Below are 16,858 nucleotides of genomic sequence, written 5' to 3' on the forward strand. Positions count from 1 at the left end.
TTATACCGTAATAAGCATGTTTCGCGATTCACTTCAGGTTAAGTTACAACTGGTATAGTCATAATACATTACGTATAACCTTCGTTATTTCCTCTCCACTGTTTTATGCTTCTGGCTACTCTGCGCGCGGAATATCGTTACCATTAATGAGGTGACTATGGTGAAACCATCAAAACAACTGACATGGCTACCATGGATTGCGGGTATTGCTTTTTTTATGCAGACTCTTGATGCCACAATAATAAATACAGCCATCCCCTCATTGGCGAAAAGCTTGCATGAATCGCCCTTAACGATGCAGCTAACCATCATTAGCTACACCCTGACTGTTGCGATCTTAATTCCTATCAGTGGCTGGCTTGCTGACAGATTTGGCACCCGCATTATATTTGGCTGGGCTGTAGGCTTATTTACACTCGGTTCGTTGGCGTGTGGATTATCTGGCACATTAACGCAACTGGTACTGGCTCGCATTCTCCAAGGTGTTGGTGGCGCAATGATGGTGCCTGTAGCACGCTTAGCATTATTACGGAGCTATCCACGTAATGAATTTGTTCACGCGTTAAACCTAGCAACAATGCCGGGATTAATCGGTCCTGTTGTCGGCCCTGTACTTGGTGGCGTATTAGTCACTTATGCTAGTTGGCATTGGATATTCTTAATTAATATCCCTGTCGGTATTATTGGGCTATGGATGACCAAACGCTACATGCCTAACTTTACTTCAACTGCGAGTAAGTTTGATGGTTGGGGATTTATTCTATTTAGCTCAAGTTTAATTACTCTTTTAAGCGGCATTGAACTTTTAACTAAATCAGAGACGGCTTTAATTCCAGTTATAACCTTATTAATTGGTTTTACTCTTCTTGTTACTTATATTTATTACGCATCAAAAAAACAAAACGTGCTTATTCCTTTATCACTTTTTAAGACTAGGACTTTTTCTGTTGGTATCGGTGGAAATATATTTTCTCGTTTAGGTACAGGGGCTATTCCTTTTCTTATACCACTTATGTTGCAAGTTGGGATGGGAGCATCAGCCTTATATGCAGGGTTAATGATGGTACCCTTAGCCTTTGGCGCATTATTAGGTAAATCGTATGTCGAAAGAACCCTTAAACGTCTAGGCTATCGCAAAACATTATTTTGGGTCACTATAGTTATTGGTATTATTACAGCGGCATTTGCCCTTATATCAGGCCAGTTATCTCTATGGTTAGCCCTACCATTACTGTTTGCGTTAGGCATTGTTCGCGCAACACAATTTACCGCAATGAACACCATAACATTAGCTGATTTAGATGATAATCATGCAAGTGCAGGCAACAGTATGCTAGCGGTAACCCAACTACTTTCAATTAGTTTTGGTCTTGCTATCTGCGCGTGTGTTTTACACTTTTTCTCAACCTATTACGCTGGCAATGATATGTCTCATTTTCACCAGACATTCATCGCTATGGGCCTGCTAACCGTTATTTCTGCAGTGTCCTTTTTATCATTGAAGCGTTCTGATGGTAATAACTTAATACACAGATAACATTCATGTTAGCGATGAAATAAGTGAGCATCTGTACTAAACATACTGATGCTCACATCGATATATGAGTAATAACCGCAGCTTTATTGATCCAATTTATGTTCATGTTAGCTGGGTAACTAACGTTGCCCTCACCGAATAAAACGGTACGTATAAAAGCCCAACTCTTTTGCCCCTGCTGCCAACATATCATGCAATTAAGAGGAACATTTCGACCCAGATAACCGATGTTCAATAATAAGGATAATGGCATTCACGCTTCAGAATTAAAGAGGATTTTATTATAAATCAGGGTATTAATATTATTGGTTCACACCAAGGATAACGCTCGACTGCTTTTTGTCATCACCCTTCATGATATTTCCAATATTTACTTATATAAGATGGCTTGGGCTTGTCCAACACTTCGGATAGGTGTCGGCTACGCGACACATATCTTTATCTGTTAGGTTAATCGTTTTTCTGCCAATTGCCCACGTTCACCAAGCTCTCCGACATCAAACCAACCATGTTTGCGATAGAAACTAACGGCTTGCAAATTTGCAGGAATATAGCGTAGCTGTGCATATGTACATTGCTCGTTTTTGAACTGAGCACATATGAAATCCACTAGTTTTTTACCTAAACCGTTGTTACGAAATTCAGGTAACAAATACAGCAAGTTAATATAGCCAAACTTTATACCTTGCTCATCCATCAAGCCATTTCGAAATTCTATTTGACCGATGACCTCATTGTTTTTTAGAACATGATAAAAGCCAGAATTATCAAATGTACTTAGCTTTGTAAACCACGCTTTAGTTTCATCAACACTAAAACCGGCATCATTCCCAAAGCTTACTGCATGTGCATCTCGTCGAAATTGCATGCATAAATCGAGAGTATCATCCATTTCAATTTTTACGGGAATAAATTCCATTTTACACTCCGTACTTTAAGTAGATTAACCTAACGCCTCCTTAAGAGGCGAAAAATTGTTGGCTAAAATTAGCGACGTAGGAGCAAAAGCCAACTGTTTTGTCCTTTTAAACGACTTGTTGAACGAAGCGCTCCGCGGCAGAGTGAAAGCCCATAAGCTCGACTACGGTAAATATACCTTTAAAAAAGGAGTATTTATCATAAATAAAGCACAGCAACATCGTTCAGATTATCTTTATGAACAACACCTTACCCATCTCACATTGCAAGGTAAACGTCCCGCTACGACTGATGCTTATAGTCGTGCTCTACGTCGCATTATCCATCAACTGGATAAATCACCAGACACATTAATTACCGACGTTAGATAATAAGGATAATGGCTTTCACGCTGCAGAAATAAAGAGGATTTTATTATAAATTAGAGTGTTAAAGTTATTGGTTCACACCAAGGATAACGCTCGACTTCTTTTTGGCATTCCCCTTCATGCTATTTCCAATATTTACTTATAATAAGGTAGCTTAGGCTTATCCAACACTTCGGATAGGTGTCGGCTTCGCGACACATATCCTTATTTGTTAGGCTTTTAACTCACGATATAGTACTAAGCAGTTGTATTCCTTACCAAGTTCTATTTCTTTATCGAAAGATCTAATTTGTGTAAAACCCTGTCTGTACCAGAACCTAAAAGCAGAAATGTTTTCTGCATAAACATTTAAAGCTACATTTTGTAGATTTGCGTATTCACATGCTACGGTGATAACACTACTAACTATTTCAGAACCCAATCCTTTACCTTTAAAACTCGGTAGAATTGTTAACATAGGAAGCCAAAGAGTGCCAGTTGAAGGAGCATGAAACTCCAGTTGTATGTAGCCAACCACTTGACCTTTCTTTGTGCTAATTTTTCTTAGGTAAAATGCACCTTGCTCGTCAGGTAATTTTGACTTATTGCTTTCAGCTATTAACTTTTCATACTCTGTGATGGGCCATTCTCTGAACGTTGGATCCATTGCTTTTACATTTGAGTTACTGTCAAAAATTGACTTGGCTAGCTCCGCCTCATCACTTAAAAACTCAGTGAAAACTAAATTTTTTGACTCCCATTGTGGTATTAACACTAACAACTTCCTCCCTAAAGCCTAACGCCTGCATAACACGTTTGCTACTATACAGACTTACCTGAATTTTACTGCCTTAATCACTGAAACTAAAGGCAAACTGACAATGCCGAGTGTAGCAAATCGTGTTGATGCATTTGTTATGCATTACAGCCCACCAGCTAAATCCAAGTAGTTTCCTGTGGAAAATGATGATTTGTCTGAGGCTAACCAATAAATGGCTTCTGCAACCTCACTTGGTTTCCCACCTCTTTGAAGCGGAATTATACTTTTTAACCTTTCGATCCTCTCTGGCTCTCCACCATCAGCATGCATTTCAGTATGAATCAACCCAGGACGAACACAATTTACTCGGATACCTTCAGATGCAACTTCCAATGATAAACCTTTCGTTAGAGTATCAATTGCTCCTTTCGATGCTGCATAATCAATATATTCGTTTGGTGAACCTGAACGAGCAGCACCAGAAGAAACATTAACAATTACGCCACCAAAACCACCATTTCGTGTCGACATTCGCTTTACTGCTTCTCGACAGCATAGAAAATAACTTGTGACATTATTAGTAAGTATTGAGTTGATTCGTTCGGCACTCATATCTTCTAAGCGTGATTGCTTTTTTAAGATCCCTGCATTGTTAACAAGAATTGATATTGCACCTAATTCGCGGTCAACAGTGGCAAACATTCGGATCACATCATCTTCGCAAGAAACATCAGCTTGAACAGTAATGCACTTTCCACCCTCAGCCATTATTGATTGAGCTAATTTATTCGCTGAGTCTGAATTGGATTTATAATTGATGCATACAGCGTAGCCTTCTTTCGCAAAAAGGTGAGCCGTAGCCGCTCCAATTCCTCGCCCGCCACCTGTAATAATTGCCACTTTTTGAATACTCATAAATCAATCCTTATATTCTGAGTTAAGGGAATGCATAACGCTCGATTAACGGGTTAAAAATAGTGGGCTAAAATTGAGCGAAGCGAAGAGCCCACTGCTTTTAATTCCTGTCTAATTGCTTGTTGAACGAAGCCGCTTCGCGGCAGAGTGAAAGCCCATAAGCTCGACTACGGTAAATATACCTTTAAAAAAGGAGTATTTATCATGAATAAAGCACAGCAACATCGTTCAGATTATCTTTATGAACAACACCTTACCCATCTCACCTTGCAAGGTAAACGTCCCGCTACGATTGATGCTTATAGTCGCGCTCTACGTCGCATTACCCATCAACTGGATAAATCACCAGACACATTAATTACCGACGTTAGATAATAAGGATAATGGCTTTCACGCTGCAGAAATAAAGAGGATTTTATTATAAATCAGAGTGTTAAAGTTATTGGTTCACACCAAGGATAACGCTCGACTGCTTTTTGGCATCCCCCTTCATGCTATTTCCAATATTTACTTGTATAAAGTGGCTTGGGTTTGTCCAACACTTCGGATAGGTGTCGGCTTCGCGACACATATCCTTATTTGTTATGTACGTTTTATCGCCACCACCGAATAAATGTGCCAATGCTTTGATTCACCAACCATTGTTTGACCATCTTCATCTCTTTCTGTTAACTCGATGATTTCAAAGTTTGAGAATAAGTTCAGTAATTCATTTTTACTTAGGGTCGTCAACGGCGTATGAAAACCATCAACCCAAGAGTCATTTTTACCCATAAAATCACCAGCAAAGACACCTCCCTTTGCGAGACTTGCGTCGATGCTTGACCAAACAGATTGAAACTTTGTGGGGTCTACAAAAAATAGACTCGCATTGGCAACTATCAGGCTAGCATCGACATATTTGAAATCACTAAATGACGATTGAACAACATTTACACGTGACTCACCACCAAACCTATCTCGGCATATTGCAATTGAGTCAGGATTGATATCAAAGCCGAACACTTCATAATTCTGCGAATTTAAATAATCAATATCGCTACCAGTTCCGCAGCCGCAATCTATCGCGACTTTAGTTTGAGATTCATCCAAGTTCACTGCTCGCTCAGTACGTGCAGAATGAGGTCGATTTAACGCTTTTTCATAGAATTTCCGCCAATTCTCTCTATTTTTTCGATCATCCATAATCTTCGTTTTCCCTCAAAATACATGACGCCGCATTAAGGTGTGAGCAGTGCTTCGCTATACTTTAGCGAAGCGAAACTGCCAAGCGTTGCGTATCACTCTTAAATGCTTTGTTGAACGAAGCCGCTTCGCGGCAGAGTGAAAGCCCATAAGCTCGACTGCGGTAAATATACCTTTAAAAAAGGAGTATTTATCATGAATAAAGCACAGCAACATCGTTCAGATTATCTTTATGAACAACACCTTACCCATCTCACCTTGCAAGGTAAACGCCCCGCTACGATTGATGCTTATAGTCGTGCTCTACGTCGCATTACCCATCAACTGGATAAATCACCAGACACATTAACTACCGAAGATCTTAAACAACATTTTACACAACTGATCAAAACACATTCATGGAGTACCGTGAAAATTGATCGCAATGGCTTACAGTTTTTCTTTAAGCATGTCCTTCAACGTGATTGGGAGTGGCTGAACATTGTAAAGCCGCCACACGTGAAAGCCTTACCTGACATTTTGACGCCAACCGAAGTGAGCCTATTGATCAATGCCACTTCGCAACTGCGTTACCAAGTGTTTTTTCTGACCTTATATAGCCTCGGGTTACGGCTAGGTGAAGGGTTAAATCTCACAGTGGGTGATATTGATAGCCATCGTATGTTTGTCCATATTCGACAAGGCAAAGGGGGTAAAGACAGGTTCATCCCACTACCAAGGCGAACCCTGTATACCCTGCGATATTATTGGCAAACCCACAAAAATAGTCGTTATCTTTTTCCTTCACCGTTCAATGTTAACCATACCGTGATGGATCGCGGTGGCGTTCAAAAAGCAATGAAAGCCGTCATTAAAAGCTGTGGGATCACGAAATCTATCAGTCCTCATAATTTACGTCATAGTTATGCCACTCACCTGTTAGAACGAGGCTTGGATTTACGTTCAGTGCAGCATTTATTAGGTCATAACAGTTTAAATACGACCGCTAAGTACACCCATCTGACCGACATCTCCCGTAAAAACACAACAACAACCATTAATCAACTCACTAATGATTTAACGCTATCATGGGAACTGAACCTATGACTTTTCAATCATTATTGCGCGATTATTACGATGACTTTTGTGCTACGTACTCAACCCAGATCAATCACGATATACGTTATGCCATGAAAACGATACTCACGTGTCACACTGAAAAACAAGGACATAGTCGCTGGCAATGTTCGCATTGCGAACATCAATCTGAATATGCGATGTCTTGTGGACACCGTCACTGTTCTCAGTGTCAGCACCAAACAACATCCGATTGGTTAGCAAAGCAGCAACAGAAATTGTTGCCTGTTAATTACTTTATGGTGACATTCACGCTGCCAACTGAGCTTCGATGTCTGGCAAAAAAACATCCTAAAGCACTCTATCAAGCCATGTTTACTGTGACTGCCAGTGTAGTAAAAAGCTTCGCTAACAATGATAAATACCTTGGTAATCGCATCGGTTTTACTTCTGTTTTACACACTCATAATCGGCGTCGAGATTTACATCCTCATATTCATATGGTGATCACTGGCGGTGGCTTTGATGACAAGAAACGACAATGGAAAAATTGTAAAAACCACTACCTCTTTAATGCATTTGCTCTCGCAAAAGTATGGCGAGCAAGATTGTTAGCCTATCTCACTACTGAACTTAAGTGGGCGTTACCCGATCACATCACGAAAAAGTGGGTGGTTGATTGTCGGCATGTAGGGCAAGGAAAGCCTGCATTATTGTATTTATCGACATACCTTTATCGAGGAGTAATTGCGGATAAAGACATTCTGTATATCAATAATGAACAGGTGACATTTCGTTATAAAGATAGCCAAACTCAAACGATGAAGACACGCACGTTACCCGTGTTGCAATTTCTTTGGTTGATATTGCAACATGTGTTACCAAAAGGGTTTCGACGAATACGTGATTATGGTCTGCTGCGGGGTCATAATAAGAAACAGCTTCAAGCAATCCAATTTATGTTCATGTTAGCCGGGCAACTAACGTTGCCCTCACCGAATAAAACGGTACGTATAAAAGCCCAACCCTTTTGCCCCTGCTGCCAACATGTCATGCAATTAACGGGGATATTTCGCCCCAGATAATCGACGTTAAATAATAAGGATAATGGCTTTAACGCTTCAGAATTAAAGAGGGTTTTATTATAAATCAGGGTATTAATATTATTGGTTCACACCAAGGATAACGCTCGACTTCTTTTTGGCATTCCCCTTCATGATATTTCCATTATTTACTTATAATAAGGTTGCTTGGGCTTGCCCAACACTTCGGATAGGTGTCGGCTTCGCGACACATATCCTTATTTGTCATAGCGCTTTTACAACACCCACGATACTATTTGATACTTTAGTAAAAGGGGTCTTTTTCCAGTCGGAATAATGTCCTACTAGCTGTAAGCCAGCACTTTCTAGACAGTTAACGATCTCATCTATTGAACGATATTTGAGCTCTATTTCACTATGGTATTGCTCACCACTTTCGTAATCCCTACGGATGTGATGAAGCATCGTATCATTGGAATGAGGGTGAACACAGTCCCAGCCGTACACTTTAACTTTTCCCCCCTTCGGGCTTATATATGAAGACCAATACTCATAACCACTGGTTACTTCTAGATGCTCTGGGGATGGAAGCCGACAATCAAAAATGAATGTACCATTGTTACCCATATGATTTTTAATCTGATTTAGCATGGACAAGAGGTCAGCATCAGAGATAAATGCTTGAAACGCATTACCAGTCATAGAGACTACATCAAATTTGGTGCCTATATCGAAATTGGTCGCATCCATTTCATAGAATGAAATATTGTTTATCGTTGCGGATTTTTCTATAGCGAACTCGACCATTGCCCCTGAAAAATCTATACCTACTACATGAGAAGCCTCATTGGATAAAGGAATCGTGACGATGCCTGTTCCACAACACACATCTAGAAGCGATGACGCTTGTTGGGAAGTTAATATGTCACGTAGAAATGAGATTTCATTAGCATAATCTTCACCATACTGTGCATCATATTCCTCGCCTGACCAAAATTCACTCTTGCTTTGTTTCAACGACTCTTCTCCTTGAGCATGAATGCGCTATAACAGTATATTAATAAGCATTCTTACTTTTACGCTTTATTAATACAGCAAATCTCAACATTCTAATAAATAAAAACATTTATTTTTATTACCTTAGTCGCAAAAAAACACTCTCAATTGATTAATTACTCACGATAAAAGTAAAAACACAGCCATGAATATTACATCATATATATCAATATCTTATAAATAGAAGCTGAGATAATTAAGCATTTTTTCTTATTTAAAACGAAGTCTAAGCATCAAAATTTACGATTTGCATTATAACTGGACAAATAAACAGGTTTATTCATTAGCAGAAATCAAAAATATCTCGCCTAAATTGATATTGGAATAACACGAGTACTAAAAGAAAGAGAATGGAGATAAGAGAGATGGAGACAAAGTAGGGTTCATCTCCATGTTTAGGCATTATTGCGGCTTGTGGTGATGATAAGATACAGCTTCAAGCGATCCAATTTATGTTCATGTTAGCTGGGTAACTGACGTTGCCCTCACCGAATAAAACGGTACGTATAAAAGCCCAACCCTTTTGCCCCTGCTGCCAACATGTCATGCAATTGACGGGAATATTTCGACCCAGATAACCGACGTTAAATAATAAGGATAATGGCTTTCACGCTTCATAATTAAAGAGGATTTTATTATAAATCAGAGTGTTAAAGTTATTGGTTCACACCAAGGATAACGCTCGACTTCTTTTTAGCATCCCCCTTCATGATATTTCCAATATTTACTTATAATAAGGTTGCTTGGGCTTGTCCAACACTTCGGATAGGTGTCGGCTTCGCAACACATATCCTTATCTGTTAGGCGAATTTTCAAAGGCTTATGCGCATATCTGCACAATTGAAAAGACCGTCACCTAAAGTTGGAAAACGCGCATAGTTTTTTAGCGTTCCATGATTTGAAAAACCTGACTTTTCTAAAACCCTTACACTTGCTATGTGCCCAACAAATGGATTTGTTCTTACTTCCTTGATACCCAAGCTGTTTAAATATTCCAAGCCAGTACGACACAATTGCGTCGCAATTCCACGATTACTAAATTTGTCTGATATACCAAAATGGATCTCAGCATGCTGTTCATTGAACACAAACACAACCACCCCAAACACAAAGTCATTTTGGCTTTCTGCGACACCATAAACTAGCACTTTGGGACGGCTTTCCAAATAGGATTTTCTCCATTGCTGAATTTTTGAGAGCGTAGTTCCCACCGTATCATGAGGCAATGTCGAAATGTACTTTGCAGAAGAAATTGAGCCAGAGTACAAACTAAACAATGAGTCTGCATCAGTTTCTCGAAGCTCCCTAATTCTAAAAACGTCATTCTCGTAGTTCATTATGCCTCCATTCGCCTAACAGTATATTAATAAGCATTCTTACTTTCGCGCAAAAATACACGCATAAAATACCTTTACCATACTCGATATAATCTTTACATATTATGAACTTACTGGCAATTTTTTACATTTAAAGATTTAAAAGAGGGTGTAAAAAGTAAGAAATGTATTTGATCAGTCTTATTAAAAACAGAACTCAAACGATAAAATCACCACGTTTCATTATAACTGTTGATATACACAGTAAATAAAACTAATCCAAAATTACGTTAATGCGATATGAATGAGTATTTGATCTGAATGATAATGGGGCAAATATAAGTTAGCCTAGTAGCTAACTCATATGTGATCACCAAGCGATTCTGTCAGATTAGGAATGGTATTTTGATTTCTTGACCGTTTGTTAGTCGTACATTGCCCAACGGAAATACGGACGCTGACCATCCATCCGTTCAACTTCTGCGCCTAGCTTCTTATAGAAATTATGGGCTTTGGTGTTGTAGGGGCTAGCTGTCCATGAAATGTGAGAAGCTAACGACTTTCCTGCTTCAATTTTCAAAGCATGCATAAGTTCGGCACCATATCCCTTTAACCTATGCCGACCAACAACTAGCAAGTCATCAAGCCAAATAGATGGCTGACCTCGGAAGGAAGAATAGCGATAATGAAATAAGGCGAAACCCAGAACATTGCCGTCGACTTCCAATAGCAAAGCGTGAGCAAACGGAACGTCGCCAAATAAGGTTCGTTCAATCTTGCCTTTGTTTGTGGAGATTTCGCCGTTGAACCCTTTCATACTTCGGTCAAACTCGGCTTTATACCCAATAAGTTCTAGCAACTTACCGGAGTCTTGTTTGTTCGCTTTCCTTACGTTCACTATGTTCTCCATAACTCAAATTCCGGGTTATCGGCTAACACTTTATACGACTTTTAGCCGCCTTTAAAACACCTATCATGCAGCCTTTTCGATTACAGTCAATTTTCCATCAAAATGTAGACAGTAGATAACTCAAAACAAAATATAGTTAATTACAACTATCTGAATGCGAATCACTTTCAGTTGTATAAGTTTGCTTTTTAGCAATAATTGTTAAAAATTAATTTCAAAACTTTACGATAGTGTTTGCCAATTACCCCAAGAGAATTAGAATAGCGCGCATATTCACTGGGAGAATAAGATGCACAACCAACACCGCACGGCTCAACAGTTGCCCTTATTTACGCTTATAACGCTATACATCATTATCTTTCTTGGATCTGCCGGATTTTTTATTACGATCCCTGCATACGTCAGCTTATTTTTAACTGATCATTCGTTGGAATTTGCCAAGAGTATGCCAATTGAACAACGTCGTATGTTGTTTGGTACAGTAATGTCTGCCGCCCCATTTATTTCGATGTTCTTTACCCCTTTTATTGCGCGCTTTGCCGATAAGTTCAGTCGTAAGACCGTGATTGCCATTTGTTTGATTATTGCAGCTATTGGTTTCGCCTTACCGATTTATGCGATTGTGGTGAGCTCGGTGATCATTTTATTTGTCGGTAATATGATCAACAGCTTAGGCTCGGCAAGCCAACCTATTGCACAAGCGATTTTGGCTGATAACAGCAAAGGGAAAAACAAAGCAACATTGATGAGTTTAGTTGCTGTTGTTATGACAGCAGCCATGTCATTTGGCCCAGCACTTGGCAGTAAATTATCATCTAGTTATGGCGCTCAAGCACCATTTTATGCCTGCCTCGTCATTGCACTTATTAGTTTAATCTTGATGTTTGTGGTGCGTTTACCTGTTCAACACATTGTAAAAACAGAAAACCCTTTCTCGTTTGTAAAGCCGTTAAAACGTAGTCAAAAAGGCTTAATGAACTGTTTGTTTATCGTTTTTATTTGCCAATTTAGCTGGAGCCTCTATTTCCAAAACATTGCGTTTATCTTCCCGCAGAAATGGAATATTTCGGTAGAAAGTGAGTTCTACCAATACTTTATGATGGGAATTGGTGTCGTAATGATCCTTTCACTATTACTATTGCCACGTCTGATCTTATCGCGTTTTTCAGTTAATTCGGCACTACGTACAACAACAGCATTATCTGCCATTGGCATGTTATTACTTGCGATCACTCCAACCCCAACCTCTCATGTGGTTGCGATGATCTTTACAGCATCCATGGTTGCGTTATGTTTTCCTCTTTACATCACTGCCCTCTCAGATCGCGCGAGTGATATTGATCAAGGTTGGGCTATGGCGCTTTCTAGTGCAATGGTTGGCTTGGCGTGGACATTAACTGGTTATTTGACTGCTATGATGGTCAATGTGCACTTATTATTACCAACGGGGATTGCTGTCATCGGCTATCTTGCCGCAATGGTGGTGGTACCAACGAAGAGCACGAATAAAAACACACAATCAGATTTGGAAGCAGCATGACACAAACGAAAACCCCTTTCGAAAATGTACTCAGTGCACATGAGTTTCATCCTGTGATACCCAAAGAATTACAATTCGATACAGGATACGTTGTCGATTTAACACCAAGTAGTCATTTATGGCAGCAAGTAACTGACGAGCATACTTTCGCTGATGAAATCGTAAAACAAGCCATTGCCACCAATGCACAAATAGTCATTGGTCGATATGCTGAACACCGCTTGATTTATCAAGATAAAGAGAACTTTTCCGACTCTCCTAATCGCACTGTTCACATGGCGATTGATTTAGGCGTACCTGCTGGCGTTCCTGTTTATGCCCCACTTGATGGTGAAGTTTATGGTATCGCAAATCATGCAGCAAACGGTGACTATGGCCCTACTGTTATTTTAAAACACGTGCTCGATGGGCATGTTTTTTATACTCTTTACGGGCATACAGCGACTGAGTATTTATCGCAATTAACTGTTGGTCAGCATATTAGTCGAGGCCAACAATTTACTGCTGTGGGTAACACAGAAGAAAATGGGGGGTGGGCGCCTCATCTGCATTTTCAAATCATCAAAAACATGGGTGATTACAGTAATGATTATCCTGGTGTGATTGATCCTGAGCAGTTTGATTTTTACCAAGATAATTGCCCGAATCCTAATTTAATCCTAAAACGTAGCGATTTAGATTAATCTGCATACATAAAAGCGCCTATTAGCCTTCAAGCCAATAGGCGCTTTTTATTTACGCTTTTGCCAACACGACAGAATTATCATTCCACCAGCGTTGTACAGACATATTAAGTAATGCCATCGTTGTAAGTACACATGCCATCACCCATTCAACACTGGCTAAATGACTCACAATAAAGGTTAACGTAAAGATCCCAACCATTTGTAATGAGCCAAACAGTGCTCCCGTTTGTCCTTTATGCTTAGGGAATAAATACAGCGCACTGACAGCCACGACAGAGGTTGTTAAACCCGCGCCAAAACAATAGATACCCATGCCGATAATGATCGTCGCCATGCTGTGAAATACCACATTCGATAGTATCGTCAGCGCGCCAAGCAACATAAGACAACTTGCTGCTTTAATGATTCGCCCTTCTGTCGTGGTATATTTTAGAAAACGAATATAAAAAATACGCGCGCACAAACTACAACCAATTAGCAACAATGAAGACAGACCAAAATATTGCACAGGTAAATGGTATTGTTCATTCGCAATAAACGCCCCCATCAAATAAAACACCAGCGCACCACCATTCGCCATCACCATCATGATTAAATAGCGTAAGAACTGCGGATTAGTTGCAATCATGGAGTAATCACGAGCAACAACCCTTGGTTTTGTCGCATGAATATTCTTTTCTAAGTGGGTTTCTTTTAAACCTAAGACAATAACCACAAATAGCAGTACTGCTAACCCCAACATAAACCAGAAGCTACTATGCCAGCCAAAATGGCTTTCTAAATAACCACCAATAGCCGGTGTAGAGGCGGGTAAACACATAAATAAAATACTAAACCATGACATCACATCCACTAACTGCTCTTTAGTTAATGAGTCTTGCATTATGGTTCGGCATAATAAAAACAACGCCCCAACACCCATACCTTGTACGGCACGTCCAATAATTAAACCTGATAGTTGATCAGCGTGTAAACAAAGCGCTGAGCCGATGATAAATATCACCGCACCTAATATCGCGATAGGACGACGACCGAAGCGTTCTGCGACAGCACCGCACACTAATTGACTTAAACCTAACGCAATGAAAAACGTGCTCACCGTTTGTTGTACTGCTGTCGATGACACATTCAATGCCTTAGACATTACAGGTAAGCTAGGTGCATACATATCAGAGGCGAAGAAATAGCTGCACGCCATTAATAAACTGATAGAAAGTAAACGTAGTAAAGACATGACAACAATCTCCTTAATTGATGTCATTATCTTAAACAGATGTGTTTAGTCTTGTTGTTGAACTAGCGACAACGAGTTGTGATTTTTCGCCAACTTCTGGCTAGCTTTGTGTTGTTTAAAACGATTAAAGGCATGAGAAAAGGCAGATAAGCTGTTGTAACCTAAATCTAATGCGATATCTGTATGCGCGACACCTGCGCGACTCAACTGCCATGCTTTTGCCATAACCAACTGCTGTCTTATTTCGCGAAATGGTTGATCAAATGTGCTGATAAATAAACGATTGAGAGTACGAGAAGATGCACCACAGTGCTCAGCAAAACGGTCTAAAGACAGTTTAATATCAGGTTCAATAGTCAGCGCTTCAATAATCGGCAACAAGCGTTTATCAATATCATGATTACTTTGATAAGCATCGCTCTGGTAATTTTGTTTCTTGAGTTGATCGAGAAATACCGCTAAATAATGGTGTTGAACATCGCTATTGCTGTCAGCACCTTGCTCACAGCCAATGTCTTGCGACTCAATTTCTGCCATCACCTGCACCATTAAGCGATTGGTCGAGATGATCGCCATCTCATTGTAAAAATGAGGAATAACATCTGGTGAAGCATGAATAATACTTAAGCTGGTATCTTTCAACACTTTCAAGTGATGACGGTGATTTAGGGGCACCCAAATAAGTTGTCCACTAACAGCCAGTATGCTTTTATCCTCTGTTCTAGCAATACCGCAACCTTGGTGGATATAAAAAAGTTGTACAAAATCGTCGTGAGAATGCGGTGCTTTTTCTTCTGTTGGGGCATAACGTTTTATCGAATGAAGTAACCGCATTGCTTTCCTTTAAGAGTAACCCAATAAATTCAACCCGTATTATGGCTTAGCTGACTTCATACTGTCTAACCAACCATAAACAGCCTCTAATGTTTCAGAAGATGGCATCCTATTATTACGGGCTTGGATTTGATCCACTGTATATGTCCCACTAACTCGTCCATTAACGAAATAATGCCGTTTTAAACCAATGGTAACACGCTCTGGCATGAACATTTTATACACCAAATATTCGCCTTTAATGATCCGGTTGTGGTAAATCGCCACACAGTGATTTTGTTCAATCCCCTCTTGTTCAAGTTCTTGATAATCGCGAATAGGCACAATGTTGTTATTACCTTCAAAAGGGATCACGTAAGGCTTATTGGAATTAGCATCGGGCACAAAATTGATACTGTGTTGCGCCACCACCCACCTGTCGTGTAACGCTCGTAACTCTTCATAAGAAGTCACTGCATGAATACGCTTGATTGAATCAACATCTAATACGCGATAAGCAAGCTGGAAAACGTCAGATAAAATTTGATTAATTTGAAAACGTTCACGCTGATTGGTTTGCGCTATATGCCGTCCAAGCGGCGTACCTGTTAACGTTGGCCATTGCAGATAGATCTGCAAGGTTAAGTTAGTGATCGTTTTATAATGTTTAAACAGTTGAAACGACATCAATTCAGGATCGAGCAAGCGGTGAATAATAATCACAATCGAACGGGTTGAAAAATCACTCTCAATCCGATCAAGAAAACGCAATGCTGAACGACTCGAAGCTAAGCCAAGTTGAGTAAGGATTTCACGTTGACCTAATTCGCACAGTGCTAACACTTCATCTTGATCTAACGGATATTGTTCGCATACCAAATACAATAAGGTAGGACGTTGGAGTAATAGCTCTCGGGCTTTCTGACTCATTGCTGCAATCTTGAGCATGTACACCCCAAATTCAGCATAGCCTCGGGCTTTTTCAACTAAACCAGTAGGAATGCTATCTACCCATGCTTTCCCCCCTTCTAATGATTCGATGTGCTCAATATAGAATGAACAGCTCCCCTCTAACGGTTCCCGGTGCCCATCTGGGTATGCTCGATACATAGCAAGACAGTCATGCCAGTCATAGAACTCAAGCTGAAAAGGAAAAAAGGTTAAGGCTTCATCAAATGATAAAACTAACGGCGCTGAGTGATGAAACTCTTCGCGCTCAGCACAACAAGCAAGCATAAATATCCATATATGTCTGTTAGCCTTGAATAATGATTATCGTTATCTGCTCAATGTGTCTTGATATGAAAAACAATAATAACTGATAAATATATCATGCCTTAGCGAGATGAAGATTCAACTGCAAAACGACAAGGATGAGAACCTAGTACGGAAAATATATTAAATAATATGAAGGCGTCATTTATGTTCACCAATGGTAATTCTTTCGCAAAAATCAGGTCAAGGATGGCGTCAATTCAAACGATTATTTAAGTAGCTTACCTTGTATGAATAACGTTTTTATTTTTTTGCTCGTCACAGTTA

General features: G+C 39.8%; 15 protein-coding genes and 2 pseudogenes. 7 read left to right on the forward strand and 10 right to left on the reverse strand.

Annotation, left to right across the window (positions count from 1 at the left end; genetic code table 11):
• Window positions 1-157 precede the first annotated feature (157 nt).
• On the forward strand, window positions 158-1,537 hold the full coding sequence (mdtD, locus tag C9J41_RS12455; RefSeq protein WP_107247674.1) for a multidrug transporter subunit MdtD: 1,380 nt from the start codon (window positions 158-160) through the stop codon (window positions 1,535-1,537).
• 445 nt (window positions 1,538-1,982) lie between these two features.
• On the opposite strand, the gene C9J41_RS12465 is transcribed toward mdtD, so the two are convergent.
• A complete protein-coding gene (locus C9J41_RS12465) occupies window positions 1,983-2,456 on the reverse strand; it encodes a GNAT family N-acetyltransferase (protein ID WP_107294649.1) in 474 nt (157 codons plus the stop codon).
• A gap of 199 nt (window positions 2,457-2,655) precedes the next feature.
• Between C9J41_RS12465 and C9J41_RS12470 the strand changes: the two are divergent.
• Window positions 2,656-2,814, forward strand: a pseudogene (locus C9J41_RS12470) (integrase); the annotation flags it as partial.
• A gap of 220 nt (window positions 2,815-3,034) precedes the next feature.
• On the opposite strand, the gene C9J41_RS12475 reads toward C9J41_RS12470, so the two are convergent.
• Entirely contained in the window at window positions 3,035-3,577 is a 543-nt protein-coding gene (locus tag C9J41_RS12475; protein ID WP_199187152.1) for an N-acetyltransferase, read from the reverse strand.
• 147 nt (window positions 3,578-3,724) lie between these two features.
• Entirely contained in the window at window positions 3,725-4,477 is a 753-nt protein-coding gene (locus C9J41_RS12480) for an SDR family oxidoreductase (protein ID WP_107294650.1), read from the reverse strand.
• Between the two features lie 204 nt (window positions 4,478-4,681).
• Here C9J41_RS12480 and C9J41_RS12485 point away from each other — a divergent pair.
• Window positions 4,682-4,840, forward strand: a pseudogene (locus tag C9J41_RS12485) (integrase); the annotation flags it as partial.
• 219 nt (window positions 4,841-5,059) lie between these two features.
• Here the strand turns inward: C9J41_RS12485 and C9J41_RS12490 are convergent.
• On the reverse strand, window positions 5,060-5,662 hold the full coding sequence (locus tag C9J41_RS12490) for a bifunctional 2-polyprenyl-6-hydroxyphenol methylase/3-demethylubiquinol 3-O-methyltransferase UbiG (protein WP_107288019.1): 603 nt from the start codon (window positions 5,660-5,662) through the stop codon (window positions 5,060-5,062).
• A 195-nt stretch (window positions 5,663-5,857) separates the two neighbouring features.
• Between C9J41_RS12490 and C9J41_RS12495 the strand changes: the two genes are divergently transcribed.
• Together C9J41_RS12495 and C9J41_RS12500 are read left to right on the forward strand one after the other, a co-directional pair.
• Window positions 5,858-6,748 carry a site-specific integrase gene (locus tag C9J41_RS12495; protein WP_107294651.1) on the forward strand — a complete coding sequence of 297 codons (891 nt, stop codon included), beginning with the start codon at window positions 5,858-5,860 and terminating at the stop codon, window positions 6,746-6,748.
• Complete coding sequence (locus C9J41_RS12500) at window positions 6,745-7,803, forward strand: IS91 family transposase (protein WP_107294652.1); 1,059 nt, start codon at window positions 6,745-6,747, stop codon at window positions 7,801-7,803. The genes C9J41_RS12495 and C9J41_RS12500 overlap by 4 nt, the downstream gene beginning before the upstream one ends.
• Before the next feature lie 222 nt (window positions 7,804-8,025).
• Here C9J41_RS12500 and C9J41_RS12505 read toward each other — a convergent pair whose 3' ends face one another.
• The 3 genes from C9J41_RS12505 to C9J41_RS12520 all read right to left on the reverse strand — a co-directional run bounded on the left by C9J41_RS12505 (window position 8,026) and on the right by C9J41_RS12520 (window position 11,043).
• Window positions 8,026-8,778, reverse strand: a complete 753-nt coding sequence (locus tag C9J41_RS12505; RefSeq protein ID WP_158259303.1) for a class I SAM-dependent methyltransferase — start codon at window positions 8,776-8,778, stop codon at window positions 8,026-8,028.
• An 851-nt stretch (window positions 8,779-9,629) separates the two neighbouring features.
• Window positions 9,630-10,154 (reverse strand): GNAT family N-acetyltransferase, encoded by a 525-nt coding sequence (locus tag C9J41_RS12515; protein ID WP_005530754.1) that lies wholly within the window; start codon window positions 10,152-10,154, stop codon window positions 9,630-9,632.
• 403 nt (window positions 10,155-10,557) lie between these two features.
• Window positions 10,558-11,043, reverse strand: coding sequence for a GNAT family N-acetyltransferase (locus tag C9J41_RS12520; RefSeq protein WP_199194439.1), 486 nt, complete (start codon window positions 11,041-11,043; stop codon window positions 10,558-10,560).
• 289 nt (window positions 11,044-11,332) lie between these two features.
• On the opposite strand from C9J41_RS12520, the gene C9J41_RS12525 reads away from it, so the two are divergent.
• Together C9J41_RS12525 and C9J41_RS12530 are read left to right on the forward strand one after the other, a co-directional pair.
• A complete protein-coding gene (locus C9J41_RS12525) occupies window positions 11,333-12,583 on the forward strand; it encodes an MFS transporter (RefSeq protein ID WP_107294654.1) in 1,251 nt (416 codons plus the stop codon).
• Entirely contained in the window at window positions 12,580-13,266 is a 687-nt protein-coding gene (locus C9J41_RS12530) for a peptidoglycan DD-metalloendopeptidase family protein (protein WP_107291442.1), read from the forward strand. The genes C9J41_RS12525 and C9J41_RS12530 overlap by 4 nt, the downstream gene beginning before the upstream one ends.
• A gap of 52 nt (window positions 13,267-13,318) precedes the next feature.
• Here C9J41_RS12530 and C9J41_RS12535 read toward each other — a convergent pair whose 3' ends face one another.
• Genes C9J41_RS12535 through C9J41_RS12545 form a run of 3 tightly spaced genes read right to left on the reverse strand, consistent with a single transcriptional unit; the run spans window position 13,319 to window position 16,552 of the window.
• A complete protein-coding gene (locus tag C9J41_RS12535) occupies window positions 13,319-14,503 on the reverse strand; it encodes an MFS transporter (protein ID WP_107294655.1) in 1,185 nt (394 codons plus the stop codon).
• Window positions 14,504-14,548: 45 nt separating this feature from the next.
• Entirely contained in the window at window positions 14,549-15,337 is a 789-nt protein-coding gene (locus C9J41_RS12540) for a helix-turn-helix domain-containing protein (protein ID WP_107208720.1), read from the reverse strand.
• Between the two features lie 39 nt (window positions 15,338-15,376).
• Window positions 15,377-16,552, reverse strand: coding sequence for a PcfJ domain-containing protein (locus C9J41_RS12545; RefSeq protein ID WP_107288123.1), 1,176 nt, complete (start codon window positions 16,550-16,552; stop codon window positions 15,377-15,379).
• Between the last annotated feature and the right edge of the window lie 306 nt (window positions 16,553-16,858).

It is taken from the genome of Photobacterium sp. GB-50 (assembly GCF_003026755.1).
Classification (GTDB): Bacteria; Pseudomonadota; Gammaproteobacteria; order Enterobacterales; family Vibrionaceae; genus Photobacterium.